Source organism: Microbacterium sp. NRRL B-14842 (assembly GCF_050470785.1).
In genome coordinates this window covers 553,178-570,350 of sequence record NZ_JBFLUM010000001.1, presented here as the reverse complement: position 1 = coordinate 570,350, position 17,173 = coordinate 553,178, and the positions used below count along the sequence as shown (strand labels likewise).

Below are 17,173 nucleotides of genomic sequence, written 5' to 3'. Positions count from 1 at the left end.
CGACCGGCGCGATGACACACCGCACTCTTTGAGAGACTGTGCAGGTCATGGATCCGCTCGCCCACCCGCTCTCGTCGTGGCGGTTCCGCGGACCGCTGCGCACGTACCAGGCCGAGGTGCTGGAGCGCATCGAGGTCGGCTCCGACGAGAAGATGCACGTCGTCGCACCGCCGGGTTCCGGCAAGACCCTGCTCGGACTGCTGCTCGCCGCGCGGGAGGGACACCGCACGCTCGTCCTGACTCCGACGCTCACCATCCGCCAGCAATGGCTCCGGGAGGCGCGGAAGCTCGCCCCCGAGGACGACGCTGTCTCGGACGATCCGCGGCGGCTCGGAGACCTCACCGTGCTGACCTACCAACTCCTCAGCGTCACCGGCGACGGTTCGCCGTTCGAGGAGCTGGCGCGTCATCGGTGGATCGCCGAGCTCGCCGAGACCGATCGGTCCGAGGCCGATGCGGCGACCTGGCTCGCCACACTCGAGGTCGACAATCCCGATCGCTACCGCTCAGGACTGCGGCGGCGGGTACGCCGGGTGCGCCGCTCGTTCTCGCAGCAGCGCCCGGAGGAGCTGGCCCGGGTGCTGCACCCCAACGCCGTGGAGGTCATCGACGCGATCGTCGGCTCCGGAGTGCGCACGATCGTCCTGGACGAGTGCCATCACCTGCTCGACCACTGGGCGCTGGTCGTCGCCTACCTGGCGGCGCGCATCCGGGCCGCGGGATCGCCCCCGGTCCTGATCGGCCTGACGGCGACGCTCCCCTCCCCCGACGACGGTGTCGAGTACGAGAACTACACGCGCCTGCTCGGAGACGTGGACTACGAGGTGCCCGCCCCCGCGGTGGTGAAGGAGGGCCACCTCGCGCCCTATCGGGACTCGATCTGGTTCACCCAGCCGGACCCGACCGAGGCCGCCTTCATCCGCCGGCACGAAGCCCTGCTCGCGGATCTCGTCGGGCAGGTGCTGTCCTCGCCGGATGGCGTGGCGTATCTGGAGGCGACGTTGCAGCCGGAGCCGGCGGCGGGCTCCGTGCCACCGACGGGGACGGATGACCCCGACATCGCGCGGCGGGCACGGCTGGAGCACGCGCTCTCCACGGACTTCACGCTCACCCGGGCCGCCGGCGTCGTCCTCCGAGCCGCGGCGCCGGGGCATCCGCTCGGCGCGCTCCTGCCGCCGGTGCTGTTCGGCCGCTGCACGACCGACGACCTCCTCACCGTCCTCACCCGTTTCGCGCAGACGCGCCTACTCACCGACCCCACCGCCCTGCGCCAATGGGAGCACGTGCGCGGAGCTCTCGCGGATTTCGGCCTGCACCTCACCGATCGGGGGCTGCGACGCGGCCGGGACCCGGTGGAGACCACACTGACGTCTTCGGTGGCGAAGGACCGCGCGGCCGTGGACATCCTGCGCCGCGAGCTGAGCGGAGACGCCGGCGCCCAGATGCGGGCGGTGATCGTGACCGACTTCGTCGAGCACGGGAGCCGCCGCGGGCTCACCGGGCAGCCCGCCGGCGCGCTCCGCGTCTTCGACCTCCTGGCCGCCGACGAGGTGACAGGGACGCTGCGTCCGGTGCTGCTGACCGCCCATCATCTGCGGGTGCGGGCCGTCGATGCCGCCGACCTCGCGGAGCAGCTGTCCGCGGTGCTCGGGGACGAGGTGACGGTCGTCGACGGAGCAGGAGGCACGCGGGATCTCCGCGTCGCCGAGGCCGGACGGGGCCAGGTCGTCGCGGCCGTCTCGGAGCTGATCCGACGCGGCACCGTGCGGGTGCTCGTCGGCACCCGAGGACTCCTCGGCGAGGGGTGGGACTGCCCGTCGGTGAACACGCTGATCGATCTGACCGCGGTGGCGACGAGCACCGGCACCCAGCAGCTCCGGGGGCGCACCCTGCGTCTCGACCCCGCATGGCCGGAGAAGGTGGCGCACAACTGGTCGGTGGCGTGCGTCATCCCCGCGTCCGTCGACCTGGACAGCCCCGCCGAGACGCAGCGCCTGCGACGACGACACGGACACCTCTGGGGGCTCAGCGCCGACGACGGCACCCGGATCGTCTCGGGACTGGACCACGCGCTCCCCTCCGCCGCGATCGCCGCACTCGACGACGTCCTCGAGAAGGTCCCCGGCGCCACGATCGAGAGGATCAACGAGGAGACGCTCTCGCGGCTCCCCACCCGCGCCCAGACCAGAGCGGACTGGCGGATCGGCGAGCCTCACGACTCCCGGGAGCGCGACGTGGTCTCCGTCCGCACGACGCCGGAGGCCCGCCTGCTGCGGACGGGACCGACCCTCGCCGCTGCCGTGCCCCTGACATTCGGATTCAGCGCGACCGGCATCGCCCTCGGAACGGCGGCGTTGGGGGCGATCGGCGCAGTCTCCCTCCCGCTGGAGGCGGGCGTCACCGTCGCGGCGCTCGGCGGCGTGCTGGCGACCGCTGTGGTGTGCGGGTCCAGCGTGCTGCGCGCGTTGCACCGCCTCCGTGACCCCGCTGCTCTGTACGGCGGCGCCGCGCTGGCCATCGCCCGGTCCCTCCACGACGCCGGACGGGTGGGGCCCTTCGATGCCTCGACCGTCCGGGTGCGCAACCGCTCCGCCGCCGACTTCTGGATCGAGATCGCCGGACCGCGGAGCGACCGCGCACTGATCGCCGACGCCCTGCAGGAGCTGTTCGCCGTGGCCGAGAGCCCGCGCTTCCTCCTGCGGGTCGACCAGGGGATCTTCGGCCGGCCCGGTCCCGTGCTCGACCGCATCCGCTCGATCGTCGACCGCGCCGTCCCCGGTCGTCGTCTGCTGCCGGTTCCCGCAGCGCTCTCCCGCCGCCGAGCCGACGCCGAGGCTTTCGCCGCGCGGTGGCGGGAGACGGTCGGGCAGTGCGAGCTCCACGAACTCCGGGGGACGACGGGTCTCGCGCTGCTCCAGGTCGCCCGCCTCACCCCTGCGCTGCTCGACCCCGCGGAGCCGCGGTACCGGATCTGGGGCTGACGGCCGACCCTGCCGTCCCCGCAGACCGGCCAGCCCGACGTGGTCCCGCAGGCCGTGCGGAGCGTACGATCGATGCACGCGCATCGTTGCGCCGGACGAGAGGGAACGCATGCCAGAGAACGCCCCCCTGAGCCCGGTCGCGATCGACGCCGACGGATTCGCCGCACAGACGGCGGCCATCCTCGGCTCGATCAGCCAGGTGATCGACGGGAAGCCCGAGGCCGTGCGCAGCGCCCTCGTCTGCCTGCTCGCCGAAGGCCATCTGCTCATCGAGGACGTGCCCGGGGTCGGGAAGACCATGCTGGCGCGCGCCCTCGCCGCCACCGTCGATGCCACCGTCCGGCGCATCCAGTTCACCCCGGATCTCCTTCCCGGCGACGTGACGGGCGTGTCCGTCTACAACCCCGTCGACCGCGAGTTCGAGTTCAAACGCGGCGCCATCTTCGCGCACATCGTCATCGCCGACGAGATCAACCGCTCCTCCCCCAAGACCCAGTCGGCGCTGCTGGAGGCCATGGAGGAGGGGCAGGTCACGGTCGACGGCTCCACCCACCGGCTGCCCGATCCGTTCCTCGTGGTCGCCACGCAGAACCCGCTGGAGATGGAGGGCACGTACGCGCTCCCCGAGGCGCAGCGCGACCGCTTCATGATGCGCATCTCGATGGGCTACCCCGACCCCGCGGCCGAGGCCCTCATGCTCCGGCAGCGCGACGTCGTGAATCCGCTGGCGACCGTCACCCCCGTCGCGGACGCCGCCGCGATCTCCCAGCTCATCGCGTGGGCGCGCGCCGTGCACGTGGCGCCCGCCCTCGAGGAGTACGCCGTCTCCCTCGCCCAGGCGACGCGGAACGACCCCAGCCTGCACCTCGGCGCCAGCCCGCGGGCCACGCTGCAGCTCGTCCGCGCCGCGAAGGTCTGGGCCGCGCTGGACGGCCGCGACTACGTCATCCCGGACGACATCACCGACCTGCTGATCCCCGTGTTCGCGCACCGGCTGCTCCCCGCCCGCGGGGCCCACCGTGCCGGCGCGCAGCCGGTCGAGGCCGCACTCACCCAGATCGCCGAGCGCGTCCGCGTCCCCGTCGCGACCCGCTCCTGAGGACGCGATCATGCGCCGACGTCGACTGCTCACAGCCGCGCGGCACCGGTGCGCTCGTCGCCGCGCTCGCGTGCGTGATCGCGGCCAACGTCCTCGGCGCCAGGATCCTCCTGTACCTCGGGATCCTGCTGGCTGCGCTCACGCTGTTCGCCGCCCTCGCCGTGCGTCTCCCGCGACGCTCCGGAACGGTCAGCCGACAGATCTCGACCGACCTGCTCACGGTCTCGGAGACCTCGCGGGTGACGGTCCGCTTCACGCTGCGCGCCCTCCGGGTCCCGCACGGGCTCTGGCACGACGTCCTCCCCACCGCGGTCGCCGGCGACTCGGGGGGCGAGTATCCCGGGGACACACCCCAGCTGAACTACCTCATCACCGGCGTCCGCCGGGGTGTCTGGCCGCTGGGCCCCCTCCTGCTGCGCACCGTCGACCCGTTCGGTCTCGCCCAGCGCGAGCAGGCCTTCGGCGACACGCGCACCATCACGGTCGTGCCGGAGGTCTTCGCGCTCACCCCGCTCGCCGTGCGGATCGGCGCCGCGGGCGGGACCGCGCACACCTCCTCCACCCGCCTGGGCCAGGGCAGCGACAACCTCTCCCCCGCGGCTACGCACCGGGTGACTCGATGCGACGCATCCACTGGAGGGCAACGGCGCACCGCGGCGAACTCATGGTCCGGCAGGAGGAGGAGGAGTCGAGCCCCGACGCGGTCGTCGTGCTCGACCGCGCCGCCGGCGGCTGGGCCACGGGGACCGATACGGTCGATCCGGCGTTCGAAGCCGCCGTCTCCCTGTGCGCGTCCGCCGCCGTGCACCTCGCTGCGGAGGGGTACAGCGTCGACGTGCTGGACAGCGCCGGCACGCTCCTCGGCGTGCTCCGCGGACACGAGGACGACAGGGACGGCCTGCTGGTCGCCCTGGCGATGGTGACGCCGCGCGGCGAGAGGCGCGACCTCGCCGCGCTCCTGGGCGGGACACCGCCGGGGCCGCTCGTCTACGTGACCGGTCGGCTGGACGAGGAGGACGCCGCGCTCCTGCGTCCGGCGGGGGCCGCAGCGCCGCTGCTGTTCAGTACCGATCCGCTCCCGGGAACGGAGGACGCCGCCCGCCAGCACGGCTGGACCGTGACCCGGCTCGGCGTCGACGTCGCGGATGCCTGGGACGACGCGCTGTCGGCGCGGACGGGAGCCGCCGATGTTCCGCGCTGAGCGCACGCGACCCGCCCCCGTGCCCGCCGACACCCGCGCACGCTGGCACCGTGACCGGGAGGAGCCGCCGTCCGGTGTCCTCGCTCCGGCGGCCCTCGCCGGCCTCGCGGCCCTCACGGCGCTGTGGCCGTTCACCGCCGTCATCGCTCCGGGGACCTGGTCGTTCGTCGCGACCGTCGTCATCATCGCGGTCGTGGGGGTCGGCGCGCTCGTGCGTCATCTCCTACGCGGGCGTTCGGAGGGTATCGCCGGGCTGCTCGCCCTTGTGGCGCAGGTCATCGTGGCGGTCGGCGTCCTCACGCTGCTCCTCGCCGGAGACACCGCGATCGCGGGGGTCGTGCCGACGCCCCGCACCTTCGGCCTGTTCCAGGCCCTCGCCTCCGCCGCGGCGGAGGAGATCGTCTTCGGTTCGGCCCCGCTGGAGGCCTCCCCGGGGCTTGCGGCCGCCCTCGGAGCAGGCTTCGCGGTCGTCGCGATCCTGCTCGATCTCCTGATCGCGAGTCGCTCCGCCGTGCTCACGACCGTTCTGCTGGGCGTCACCGGTGCGGTGCCCATGATCATCACCCTGGGTGCCCCGAATGTGGCCTGGTTCGCCCTCGCGGCGGTCGTGGCGCTCCTCGTGTTCCGCTTCACTGCACGTCGGCATCCGGAGTCACCGCGCCGCGCGTCGGCCGGCGTCGCGGTCGCCGTCGGTGCCGCCGCCGTCGCGACCACCCTCGTCGTGACGCCGCTGCTCCCGGTCGGCTCGACCATCACCGGCACCGGGGTCGGCGTGACCGTCGATGCCTCGCTACGGCTGGGCGACGATCTGCGGCAGCCGAGTCCGGTCGAGGTGCTGACGGTGGCCGCGAAGACCGACACCGCCCCGTATCTCCGCCTCACGACGCTCTCCCGGTTCGACGGCCGCGTCTGGCAGCCGGATCGCGGGGACCTGCAGTCTCAGGTCGACGGCTTCGGGGATCCGGAGTGGGGGGACGACATCACCACCGCGGAGCAGACGACCTCGATCCGGGTGCTGCGCATGTCGAGCTCCTGGCTCCCGCTGCCGTATCCGGCCACGGAAGTGCAGGGTCTGAGCGCCGCGTGGCGCGTGTCGCCCGAGAACCGCACCCTCTTCTCCCGCCGCGCCGATGCGGTCGGCAACGACTACACGGTCACCTCGCTCCGCGTGACGCCGACCCTGGAGCAGATCCGCGCCGCGGAGGCCGCTCCGCCCCTCGCGGACGCGGAGGACGAGGACGTCGAGCTTCCGGACATCATCTCCCGGCTGGCGACGGAGGTCACCGCGGACGAGGAGACCGACTACGACCGCCTCGTCGCCCTGCAGAACTGGTTCCGGTCGCAGTTCGAGTACTCGCTGGAGACGCCGGTCGACGAGGGGTTCGACGGGACCGGCGCGGACGCGGTGGCACGATTCCTCGAAGAGCGGTCCGGATACTGCGTGCACTTCGCCGGCGCCTTCGCCCTCATGGCCGAGAGCCTCGGCATGCAGGTGCGCATCGTAGTGGGCTACCTCCCCGGGTCCCTCACGGACGAGAAGCGCGGAGACGAGTCGATCTTCTCGGTGTCGAGCGATCAGCTGCATTCCTGGCCCGAGGTGCTGTTCCCCGGGATCGGCTGGGTGCCGTTCGAGCCGACCGCCTCGCTCGGCGTCCCCACGGCCTTCCGTGCGGGCACGACCGCAGGCGGGACCGGCGGAGGCCCCGCCACTCCTGCGCCGACGACCGCACCCCAGACGGAGGAGACCTCCGGCCCCGAGGTCGATCGGCGGGATGCCGATGCCGGCTCGACGGACTCCGGAGAGCTGCGCCGGCTGGACCCGACGCCGGTGGTCCTCACCGTGCTCGGCATCGTGGCGCTCCTCCTCCTTCCCGCGCTCGTCCGGCTCGTCGAGCGGCGCCTCCGGATGCGCCGTGCCGCTCGCGGAGACGCCGCCGCGGCCTGGGCGGAACTGCGCGACACCCTGATCGATCTCCGGATCGCGGTCTCGGATGCGGACAGTCCGCGGATGCGGGCCGCCGGGCTCGTCAGGGATGCGGGAGCCGACGAGGCTGCGCTGGGGCGGCTCATCGCGGCGGTGGAGCGCGCCAACTACGCCCGCGCGTCCGCGGCGGAGGACGACCTCGGCGCGCCCTTGCAGTCCGTGCTCGCCAGTCTCCGCGCGCATGTCGACGGGTCGACGCGGGCACGCGCACTGCTGCTGCCGCGGTCGCTCTACGCTTCGCGCGGATCAGACGCCCGGCTCCTGGTGTGACCGTCGTCGCGCCGCTCAGGCCCGCGTCGGCACGGTGGCCGCATGCGCGGGGCACGCGACGGCCTCGCAGTCCGCGCAGACGACGGACTGCACGCGGCACGACGGGTCAGGGCAGTTGGCGGTGCGCTTGGTCGCCGCGCCGCATCCCACGCACATACCGATGACTCGCGCGTGGTCCGAGAAGTCGACGGATCCACGCCCGTCGAAGACGTAGAGCGATCCGTCCCAGAGGCCGTCGTCGCCGAAGGTCTCCCCGTAGCGGACGATGCCGCCCTCCAGCTGATACACCTCGCCGAAGCCGCGGGCGACCATGAGACTCGACAGCACCTCGCAGCGGATGCCGCCGGTGCAGTACGTGACGACGGGCTTGCCCTTCAGGTCGTCGTAGGTGCCGGAGTCGAGCAGGCGCACGAAGTCCCTGGTGGTCTCCGTATCCGGCACGACGGCGCCACGGAAGCGTCCGATCTCGGCCTCCAGCGCGTTCCGTCCGTCGAAGAACACGACCTCGTCCCCGCGCTCGGCGACCAGGGCGTGCAGCTGTTCGGGGGTGAGCCGCGCGCCCCCGCCGACGACGCCGTCCGCGTCGACCCGCAGCTCATCCGGGGCGCCGAACGACACGATCTCGTCGCGCACCTTCACACTCAACTTCGGGAAGTCGAGGCTGCGACCCGACGCGTCGAGCCCGGTGCCCTCGCTCCACTTGATGTCGGCGTCGCGGAAGGGCGCATAGGAGCGGAATGACCGCACCCATTTCTTCAGCACCGGGAGGTCGCCGCCGAGAGTGCCGTTGATGCCCTGCGACGAGATCAGCAGCCGACCGCGCAGCCCCAGCGCCTCGCCGAGATCGCGCTGCCAGACGCGGATGGCCTCCGGGTCGGCGAGCGGGGTGAACGCGTAGAAGAGGAGGATCTTGGGGGTGGCCACCCAGGAATCCTACGTCGCCTCCCGCGGGCCTAGGTCACGTCCCGCCGCAGGAACACGGCCGATCCCGCCCCCACCGCGAGGAGGATCCAGCCCGCCGCGATCGGCGCCGCCAACAGCCCGAGTCCTCCGCCCGCCGGGATCCCGATGGCGGACCCGTCGAACCGGAAGGCGTCGAGCAGGGCAGGAAGAGGCAGGTAGACGGCGCCGGCGCTCCAGAACATCGCCACGAGCAGCCCGACCCCCATCGAGAACGCGGTGACGAACAGCGCCGCGAGATGCGCCTGCACGACGATGCCGACCCCCAGGCCCCAGAGGGCGGCGGCCGCGCCGAGGGCGAGGGCGGCCATGACGGCGGACGGATGCACGGGGATCCCGCCCATCGTGACGAACAGCGCCGCGCGGCCGCCGAGGACGGCCGCGACCGCGACGACCGCGCCGCCCAGCGCCGAGGCAGGCATACGGACGACGAGCATCGCCCACCGGGACTCCAGCATCAGTCGCTGCGCGACGACACCGTCCCGCCGGTCGATCGTGTAGCGGAAGGAGCCGTAGACGGCGGCGAGGATGCCGGCGTAGGTCGCGAGCACGGCGTCGAACGGGGCCACCAGTCCTTCCCGCGCCTCCCGTGGCGCATCGCCGAGCTCCGCCGGGATGCTGGTCGCCAGGGACAGGGACAGCACGAAGGCCGCCAGTGCCATCCCGAGGAGGACGACATCCCCGGCCGCGCCGCGCGCCTGCGCCCGCAGCGCCCGACCGATCACGCGACGCTCCGGCGTCCTCGGACGGCGGCGAGCGCGACGAGACCGATCGCCCACGCCACCCCGATGCCGAGGGCAGGCACGAAGGCGAGCAGTCGTCCCTGGTACTCCGGCACGCTCAGCGCGGCGATGGCCATCCCGGGTGAGAACCGCGCGATCTCCGGTGCCGTCCGCAGCAGCGCGAACTCCAGCGCCATCGGGAAGACGAGGACGATGATCGCCGTCGCGTAGTAGTTCCGGGTGATCCAGCCGATCGCCCCGCCGATGAGAGCACCGAGGACGACCCCGGCCACGGCCCCGGCGATGATCCGCCATGCCTCGGCGGTGAAGACGAGCGCGAGCCCGTGGCGAGCGAGCAGGAGGGAGATCGCGAGCGTCCACAGCAGGAAGACGACGCCGGCCAGCGCCAGGGCGATGAGGACGCCGGCGACCAGTTTCCCTCGGAAGGCGCGACGGAACCCGACCGCCGTGAGCGTGCGGTCCATGGAGCCGTAGTAGTACTCCCGCGTCACCGGGTAGGCACCGACGAACGCCGCCGAGATGACCGACCACGCGAGCGGCTCCAGCAGTCGAGCCGTCGCCGCGCCGGGGTCGAGGCCGTCCAGAGCGAAGCGCGAGCCGTCGGAGAAGAGCACGAACGTCGGCATGAGGACGGCGACGAGGTACACGGCGAGGATCGACAGCCCGCTCACCGCGCGCAGCAGCTCGCTGCGGATCACGCCGCTCACGCCGGGGCTCCCTCGACGAGGTCGAAGTACCGACTCTCGAGCGAGTCGGCCCCGCCGGTGACCAGATCGTCCAGCCGTCCGGCGAAGAGCGCCCGACGCTTGATCACGACGACCTCGTCCACGACCTGCTCGAGTTCGGGGAGCTGATGACTGGAGACGAGGACCGTGCCGCCGCGTTCGGCGAAACCGCGGAGGAACCGGCGCAGCCAGCGGATGCCGTCGGGATCCAGCCCGTTGGCCGGTTCGTCGAGGATGAGCGTCCGCGGCGCGCCGATCAATGCGGCGGCCAGCCCGAGCCGCTGGGCCATGCCCGTCGAGTACGTCTTCACGCGCCGACGCGCATCGGCGGCCAGGCCGACCTCGGTGAGGACCTCGTCGACGCGGTCGCGGGGCGCCCCGGCGGCGAGTCGGCAGATCTCCAGATGCCGTCGCCCCGAGATGCCCGGCTCGAAGCCGAACCCGTCCATGTGGACGCCGACGTGCGTAGCGGGGTTGTCGAGCGCACCGAACGGCGCCCCGTCGATGAGGGTCTCTCCGCCGGTCGGGCGCACGAGGCCGACGATCGCGCGCAGCGTCGTCGACTTCCCCGCGCCGTTCGGTCCGAGGAGCCCGACGATCGCTCCGCGGGGCACGGCGAACGACAGGTCCTCGACGGCGGTGCGGTGTCCGAACCTCTTGGTCAGGCCGCGCACCTCGATGGCGTGCTGATTCATGCTCATCCTCTCTCCTCCTCGCTCGTGGGGGTCGCCAGCGGCGACACGGCCGCCGCCCAGAGCGCATGCCACAGCGGGGTCGTGCCCAGCTCGACCCGCGCCTGTCCGGCTGCCGGCAGGGCGCTCCTCTCCCCGGTCACCTCGACCTCCGCAACGGCCGTCGCCGCGACAGTCACCCCGGGCACCCTGACCGGGTACAGCGCCTCGATCGGAACCTCGGCCTCCGCCGCAGGGCGGACCGCGGTCCTCCCCTCGCCCCGGTACTCGTTCGCGAGGATCCCCCGCGTCGACAGGATGACGCGTGCACCGTCCGGGATGTCTGCACCGGCGTCCGCTCCTCCGCGGACCAGGACCACGCGGTCGTCGTCCACCCAGAACCCGAGTGTCGCGGCCGTCGGGACCGGGATGAGGATGCCGGCGGCCACCGTGCCGACGGCGAGCGCGGCGGTCACCGCGACGAGACGAGTCCGGGAGACACCGGATCGCCGCACACGGATCAGCGCGCGCACCAGGAGGGCGAGACCCACCACGACCACGACGCTCTCCAGGGCGAGCACGACGAGGCTCGCCCCCGCCCCGCCTCCGACGAGCAGCTGTGCGGTCCGCACGACCGCGAACAGCACCATCACGACCGGCGCCATCAGACAGCACAGGCCGAACGGCACGCTCCACCACCGCTCCAGCGCCCGAGGCTGCCGCGGGCCGCCGAACAGGACGCGGGCGAGGAAGCCCGCGCCGTCGCGGACCGTCCTCCCCCGGAGATTCGGTTCGTCCAGCGCACTCATCAACGCGATGTACCCGTCGAACCGCACGAACGGGATCAGGTTCACGAGGACGACGACAGTGCAGGAGATCGCGAGGAGCAGCAGCGTCTCGCGGGCCGTCGACGCCGGCAGGCCGAGAGCCGCGAGCATCGCCACCGCCGCCGCGGTGGCGTGGACGGCCGGACCGGCGAGCGCGATCGCCACACGATGCCGACGGTCGGCGAGCCGCCATCCGTCCGTCACATCGACGAAGAACGCGGGCGTGAGGTAGAAGAGCATGAATCCGGCGCGTCGGGGCCGGCCGCCCAGCCGGGTGAGGGTGAGCCCGTGCGCGGCCTCGTGGAACAGCGTCGCGAGTCCCAGCGCCACGACGACGACGATGAAGCCGGTGAGCGGTAGGGGGCGCGTGAGCACGTTCCTGAGATCGCCGGTCTGCAGGATCGCGGCGACGGCCCCGGCGACGAGCACCGCGGCGACGGCCGCGAGGGCTGCTCGGCGCGGGACGGGGACGACCAGCCGGTCCAGGCGCGCGAAGAGGGCCGGCGCACGGAGCGTCGCGAACTGCAGGGTGAACGGCGGTCGGTAGGCGACGCGGCCGGGTGGGCGGGACGCGCCCCCGTCCAGGAGACCGTTGTCGCGGAAGCGCTCCACCAGTCGCAGCACGCTCTCGTCGGTCGCCTCCGGCGCGAAGCGTACCCGCAGCGCGGAGACCGGGGTCCGGCCGTCCATCGCCGTCAGCAGGTCGACCACCGCCCGAGACAGCCGCGCGGACGGGACACCCTGCACCGTGGCGAGCCACACGGAGCCCTCGCCGGTGGGCTCAAAATCCACGCCGGTCGCCAGAGCGGGACACGTCTCCGCGGTGAGGGGGTCCCGCCCTCGTCCGCGCTGTCGCCACAGGGACCGGGAATCCGCGGCGGTCATCGCGCACCCCCTCGATCCCCGGAGAGAGACGTCGTGAGGAGCAGGATCTCCCCGGGGACCGGAGTCCGCACCGGAGAGATCCGGGGCGCCGTGAAGCCGGCCGCGACGAGTTCGTCGGCCAGGATCTCGGGGCTCAGCACGTGCAGCCGGCTCGTGAGCACCGGCACCTCCGCGCCCGGGGCGATATCGGCGAGACGGACCCAGTTGACCACCCGTACGGCGCCGTCGTCCTCGATCTGCTGCGCGAACAGGTAGGGCTCGTCTCCGGCGCTTCCGGGAACCACGATCTCGCGGTCGGCCGTCACCGCGAGGCGGTCCGCCGACGCTCTGCCCGCGACGGTGAGGGCGAAGACACCGGTGGAGTCGAGATGACGTCGGACACCCGCGTAGAGACGCGCCCGGCCCTCCCGGTCGAGCACCGTGATGGAGGTCGCCCCGAGGATGACCAGACCGTACCGCCCGTCGAGCGCGAGGTCGCGCATGTCCGCGACAACGCACTCGACCGTCGCGCCGTGCGGAACGGCTCCGCGGAGGCGCGCGAGCATGTCCGCCGAGAGATCGACCGCCGTGACGTGGTGCCCGGAGCGCACGAGCGGCACCGTCAGCCGTCCGCTCCCGGCCGCGAGGTCGAGGACGGGACCGGGGACCGCGCGCGCGAGCGCCAGGACCTCCCGGACCTCCGCCCGGTCCGGGCCGACGAGCCGGTCGTAGAAGTCTGTGCCGGCCCCGGCGTACAGATCCTGCCCGCGGGCGGTCGCGCCGACCAGGTCGAGCCGTGCCGCCACGGTCTCGGTGATCAGGGATGTCATCCGTGCATCGCCTCTCCTCGCAGGGATGGTCGGGGGGTGCGGGCGGACGATCCCGCCCGCACCCTCTGTCAGGTCGCGATGGCGGCGGCTCCGCCGATGATCGCGATGATGTAGCTCGCGTGCTCCCACCACTCGAGCGGGGTGTCGATCTGTTCGAGTTCCAGGAACTCCAGCGACGTGGTCTGCAACGTGCACCTCCTAGGTCAGAGCGAGAATTCCGATGATCACGCCCACGGCGAAGCCGCGGATGTAGTCGTCGGCATCGCCCGGCGCATCCATGGCCTCGAGTTCGGTGAACTCGAGCGCCGGCAGTGCTGCGGTCATGCGTCCCTCCTTCCTCTGTCTGATCCGGATGCGGCCAGGCGGCATCAGGTGGCGGCTGCCGCGCCGATCCCGATGAGGACCAGCGCGCCGATCACGCCCTGGTAGAAGCTGTCCCAGCTGGGCGCCTCCATCGGGTCGAGCTCCTGGAACCGGATGCTCATCTCCGTGCTGTCGTTCATTCACATCACCTCCTCTCAGCGGTTCGGGGCCGGCGATCGCCGACCGGGGGCGTGCTCCACCGGGAGTCGTGGAGCACGGCGCGGATGTCCGTGGCACGGATTCCGCGCAGCATGGGTCGGTGGTCTCCCCAGGCGGTCTCGACCGCAGCGGCGACCCGATCGATCTCCCGTGCGCTCGGGCGCGGCGGTGACGGGAGGTCTGCCTGATCGACGAGCGCGGCGATGCCGGCGGCCGGCTCGCGGGGTAGCCCGGTCGCGCCCACGACGCCCGTCCAGAACGCGTCGAGGCTGACGCGATCACCCCAGCGGAGATCGCCCGCGCCGATCCGACGCCAGACCGCGGCGATGACCGCCACGGTGGCCGTCATCTTGCGGACGCCGAGATGGAAGGCGACCTCGTTCGCGAGGTACCAGTGTCGGGCGCTGTACGGATCGGGTCCGCGGAGCGCTGCCGTGCGCTGGGTGGCGGCGCTCAGGCGCGCGAGACGCAGGCGCCCCGCCGCCGATATCGCTTCGCCGGCTGCGACCTCGAGGAGAGCGCGGCCGAGCAGCCTCGCGTCGCGCTCCGCTCGCTCCGTCCGCGGGCTCGTCGACGCTCCGGCCACCCGGAGGAAGGCCTCCAGCGCCCCTTCCCGCACGGCAGCGGGGCTGAGCGTGGCGAGCCGTTCGGGATCGAGGACGGCGTGACGCGGGCGCAGCGGTCGACCGATGAGGAGCCGGGACCCGTACCTGTTCCGGAGGATGGCGACGCTGTTCGTCTCCGAGGACGTGCCGAGTGTCGACGGCATCGCGATGATGTCGACGGGCGGAGGCGCGTCGGGCAGGACCGTGAGCGCTGCCGTCGCCGCGTGCCGGAGGGCGAAGTCGAAGAGGCGTCCGGGGCTGAGCGCCAGGGCCGCGATCTTGCTCGCATCGAGGACGCTTCCGCCTCCGACGGCCACGATGACCTCGGGCGGGCGCCGGATGATCTCGTCGGCGATCAGGAGGACCCCGACCTCGTCCACCGCGGAGGCGTCCACCGTCATCCTCCGCACCTGCTGTGCGGTCGGAAAGGTGTGCGCGACGGCCGCGTCGGCGATCACGAGCGTGTCCCGCCCCGCCGTCAGACGCCCCGTCGTCTCTCGGGCGCGGGGTCCGTGCCACAGCGTGGGGACGCGGCCGGCGAAGGGCACGCTCATGCCGCCGCCTCCCGCACGCGCGCCAGACCGGCCCGCACGGCACGATCGGTCTCGGCCAGTTCCGCCAACGAGAAGCCGTAGGCGGGGATGAGCTGGAAGGAGCTCGGACCGGGGTGGACCACGACGCCGCTGTCGGAGATGGCGGACACCACCTCCAGGACCTCGGTGCCGGAGAGCGGGGAGTCGTCGGGCCGACGGAGCCCCAGGCCGACGAAGCAGCCGGAGCCGGTGACATCGGTGACGATCCCCTCGTCCTGCCAGCTCCGGGCGAGGCGGTGCAGCGCGGTCGCCAGTGCCTGGGCGGTCGCCTCGACGTCGATACGGCGGAGCTCGTCGATCACGGCGAGGATCGCCGCGGCGCAGGCCGGCGTGCCCGCCTGCGTCTCCCCGTGGACGAAGGTCCACCCGCCGCGCGCGTAGGCCATCGCGATGCGGTGTCCGACGAGGAGCACGGCGGCCCCCATCGCGCCGTTCGTCAGCGCCTTCGACAGGATGAGGACGTCCGGAGCGGACGCCCAGCGGTCGGTGGCGAACAGCGAGCCGGTGCGGCCGAAGCCGGTCGCGACCTCGTCCGCGACCAGCAGGAACCCGTGCCGCTCGCGCAGCTCCAGGAGACGGTGGACGAAGGCGTCGGACAGGGCGTGGGCGCCGCTGCCCAGGACCGGCTCCACCACGACCGAGGCGACGCGGGACCCCTCGCGCTCCAGCAGCGCCGCGAGTTCCTCCCCGTCGTCGGAGTGCGACACGTGCCGCACCGTCCGCCGGTCGACGCCGTAGACGGACTGCAGCAGGTCGTCGCCGCTCAGCACGTGACTGCCGTACATCGTGCCGTGATAGCTGCCGCGGAGACCGACGACGAGGGATCGAGAGCCCGCGCCCTGCTGCGCCCAGTACTGCCGCGCGAGCTTCATCGCGGCATCGTTGGCCGCCCCGCCCGATGTGGAGAAGATCACGCGGCGGTAGCGCTCGGAACCCGCGAGGGCGATGAGGGCGTCGGCGGCATCCTCGGCGTACCGGTGCGGTGCGCGGAACAGCGACAGATACGAGGCGTCGCGCGCGGCCCTGTTCACCGCTTCGGCGACCCGGGGGTTGCCGAAGCCGAGGGGGACGTTCCACAGCCCGCTCGTCGCGCACAGACGGTGGGAGCCGTCGGCGTAGAAGATCCGATGCCCGGAGGCGCCCACCGCCACGCGATCCGGAGGGAAGGCGGTGTCGGCGGGGAGCATGGATGTCCACAGCGCGTGCGGCACGCTCATCGGGTGCCGCCGCTCTGGCCGCTCTCGACCGGACGGCCGAGACGGAGGCCGAGCACCTCCAGCGCCTCGAGGGAGAGTCGCCGCGCATGCGCGTCGGGCACTCCGCACGCCCGTGCGACGCGAGCCGCCGCCAGCCCGCGCGTCCGCGAGGTCTGGATCGCGTCGACCACGGTGGCGGTCAGCGGGGACAGCAGGTGCCGGCGCCGCGTCCCGACATCGGCGAGCAGGAGCCCCTCGGCGGTGTCGAGCAGGAACGGATCGGTGGCCTCGGGCTCCGCATCCGCCAGGCCGTCGTCGAGGAGCGTCCACCCGAAGCCCGCGATCCGGCCGGTGCCGTTCGGCAGGCGGAGCATCTTCCGGAGATCGGCCGCATCGAGGTACCGGCCGATCCACAGCCGGGCGTCGAGTTCGGTGATGAGGTCGGCCGAGCCGGGCACGCCGCCCAGCGCCGATGCCTCGGGCAGGGCCTGCCCGAGGACGGCGGGGAGGTCGCGCACGTGACCGATCTCCTGCCCTTGCAGCCCGAGGTGCACGCCACCGTCCGCGTCGATGCGCAGGGCGCTCGGAGTCTCCACCTCGTGTGGCCGCGCGAGAACGTGGCGACCCGCGAGCAACACCCGGGGGTCGAGCATCGCGGCGGCGAAGACCCCGGTGCTGCGGGCGAGATCGGCGTCGCCGAGGAAGGCGCGCCAGCTCGCCTCGTCGAAGAAGCGCACGGCCGTCGGTCCGATGATCTGGACGAACGAGGCCGCGATGTAGTCCTGGAGCTCGACGCCGCGCTCCCCCAGGAAGAGCTCGTCGCCGAGGTCGGCGAGCGTTCCGCTGTAACCGACGATCCTCGCCGTCCCCGGCCGCGACGTCGATTCGAGGGGCTGGAAGATCACATCCTCTGGCCCTGCCGCCGCAGCGACAGCCTCCGCCCCCGCCTCGGTCTCCAGCAGGAACACGCGGGTGCGGGCCTCCCGCGCTCCCGTGACCCACGCCCGCAGGGCGTGCGGGCCGAGGAGCGGGTCTTCGCCCGTCGGTCCCTCGTCGCGTCGTGCCGTCGTCGCACTCGTCCCCATGATCCCCCCAGAGAACC

16 protein-coding genes and 1 pseudogene are annotated in these 17,173 nt (G+C 72.9%); 4 read left to right on the top strand and 13 right to left on the bottom strand.

Annotated features, from left to right (window positions below; genetic code table 11):
• Positions 1–47 precede the first annotated feature (47 nt).
• Both AB1285_RS02885 and AB1285_RS02880 read left to right on the top strand, forming a co-directional pair.
• Positions 48–2,981 carry a DEAD/DEAH box helicase family protein gene (locus AB1285_RS02885; RefSeq protein WP_370429098.1) on the top strand — a complete coding sequence of 978 codons (2,934 nt, stop codon included), beginning with the start codon at positions 48–50 and terminating at the stop codon, positions 2,979–2,981.
• 109 nt (positions 2,982–3,090) lie between these two features.
• On the top strand, positions 3,091–4,080 hold the full coding sequence (locus AB1285_RS02880; RefSeq protein ID WP_187662170.1) for an AAA family ATPase: 990 nt from the start codon (positions 3,091–3,093) through the stop codon (positions 4,078–4,080).
• 29 nt (positions 4,081–4,109) lie between these two features.
• Here AB1285_RS02880 and AB1285_RS02875 read toward each other — a convergent pair whose 3' ends face one another.
• Positions 4,110–4,631 (bottom strand): hypothetical protein, encoded by a 522-nt coding sequence (locus tag AB1285_RS02875; RefSeq protein WP_429977500.1) that lies wholly within the window; start codon positions 4,629–4,631, stop codon positions 4,110–4,112.
• 56 nt (positions 4,632–4,687) lie between these two features.
• On the opposite strand from AB1285_RS02875, the pseudogene AB1285_RS02870 reads away from it, so the two are divergent.
• Positions 4,688–5,281: pseudogene (locus AB1285_RS02870) on the top strand (DUF58 domain-containing protein); the annotation flags it as partial.
• Positions 5,268–7,535 carry a transglutaminaseTgpA domain-containing protein gene (locus AB1285_RS02865; RefSeq protein ID WP_370429097.1) on the top strand — a complete coding sequence of 756 codons (2,268 nt, stop codon included), beginning with the start codon at positions 5,268–5,270 and terminating at the stop codon, positions 7,533–7,535. The pseudogene AB1285_RS02870 and the gene AB1285_RS02865, both read left to right, overlap by 14 nt.
• A gap of 15 nt (positions 7,536–7,550) precedes the next feature.
• Here the strand turns inward: AB1285_RS02865 and AB1285_RS02860 are convergent, their stop codons facing one another.
• The 12 genes from AB1285_RS02860 to mpaB all read right to left on the bottom strand — a co-directional run bounded on the left by AB1285_RS02860 (position 7,551) and on the right by mpaB (position 17,156).
• A complete protein-coding gene (locus AB1285_RS02860) occupies positions 7,551–8,459 on the bottom strand; it encodes a rhodanese-related sulfurtransferase (RefSeq protein WP_370429096.1) in 909 nt (302 codons plus the stop codon).
• Positions 8,460–8,488: 29 nt separating this feature from the next.
• Entirely contained in the window at positions 8,489–9,220 is a 732-nt protein-coding gene (locus AB1285_RS02855; RefSeq protein ID WP_187662174.1) for a hypothetical protein, read from the bottom strand.
• The gene (locus AB1285_RS02850) at positions 9,217–9,945 is read right to left on the bottom strand and encodes an ABC transporter permease (RefSeq protein ID WP_187662175.1); all 729 of its coding nucleotides are present in this window, start codon (positions 9,943–9,945) and stop codon (positions 9,217–9,219) included. Before AB1285_RS02850 ends, AB1285_RS02855 begins: the two co-directional genes overlap by 4 nt.
• Positions 9,942–10,658 (bottom strand): ATP-binding cassette domain-containing protein, encoded by a 717-nt coding sequence (locus AB1285_RS02845; RefSeq protein ID WP_187664210.1) that lies wholly within the window; start codon positions 10,656–10,658, stop codon positions 9,942–9,944. The genes AB1285_RS02850 and AB1285_RS02845 overlap by 4 nt, the downstream gene beginning before the upstream one ends.
• 2 nt (positions 10,659–10,660) lie before the next feature.
• Positions 10,661–12,346 carry a daptide biosynthesis intramembrane metalloprotease gene (gene mpaP, locus AB1285_RS02840; RefSeq protein ID WP_370429095.1) on the bottom strand — a complete coding sequence of 562 codons (1,686 nt, stop codon included), beginning with the start codon at positions 12,344–12,346 and terminating at the stop codon, positions 10,661–10,663.
• Positions 12,343–13,155, bottom strand: coding sequence for a daptide-type RiPP biosynthesis methyltransferase (gene mpaM, locus AB1285_RS02835; protein WP_370429094.1), 813 nt, complete (start codon positions 13,153–13,155; stop codon positions 12,343–12,345). Before mpaM ends, mpaP begins: the two co-directional genes overlap by 4 nt.
• A gap of 68 nt (positions 13,156–13,223) precedes the next feature.
• On the bottom strand, positions 13,224–13,343 hold the full coding sequence (gene mpaA3, locus AB1285_RS02830; RefSeq protein WP_292788270.1) for an MpaA3 family daptide-type RiPP: 120 nt from the start codon (positions 13,341–13,343) through the stop codon (positions 13,224–13,226).
• A gap of 10 nt (positions 13,344–13,353) precedes the next feature.
• Positions 13,354–13,479 carry an MpaA2 family daptide-type RiPP gene (gene mpaA2, locus AB1285_RS02825; protein ID WP_257721411.1) on the bottom strand — a complete coding sequence of 42 codons (126 nt, stop codon included), beginning with the start codon at positions 13,477–13,479 and terminating at the stop codon, positions 13,354–13,356.
• 44 nt (positions 13,480–13,523) lie between these two features.
• Positions 13,524–13,658 carry an MpaA1 family daptide-type RiPP gene (gene mpaA1, locus AB1285_RS02820; RefSeq protein WP_259951368.1) on the bottom strand — a complete coding sequence of 45 codons (135 nt, stop codon included), beginning with the start codon at positions 13,656–13,658 and terminating at the stop codon, positions 13,524–13,526.
• Positions 13,659–13,663: 5 nt separating this feature from the next.
• The gene (gene mpaC, locus AB1285_RS02815; protein WP_370429093.1) at positions 13,664–14,836 is read right to left on the bottom strand and encodes a daptide-type RiPP biosynthesis dehydogenase; all 1,173 of its coding nucleotides are present in this window, start codon (positions 14,834–14,836) and stop codon (positions 13,664–13,666) included.
• Complete coding sequence (mpaD, locus tag AB1285_RS02810) at positions 14,833–16,092, bottom strand: daptide-type RiPP biosynthesis aminotransferase (RefSeq protein WP_370429092.1); 1,260 nt, start codon at positions 16,090–16,092, stop codon at positions 14,833–14,835. Before mpaD ends, mpaC begins: the two co-directional genes overlap by 4 nt.
• Entirely contained in the window at positions 16,089–17,156 is a 1,068-nt protein-coding gene (gene mpaB, locus AB1285_RS02805) for a daptide biosynthesis RiPP recognition protein (protein ID WP_370429091.1), read from the bottom strand. Before mpaB ends, mpaD begins: the two co-directional genes overlap by 4 nt.
• Between the last annotated feature and the right edge of the window lie 17 nt (positions 17,157–17,173).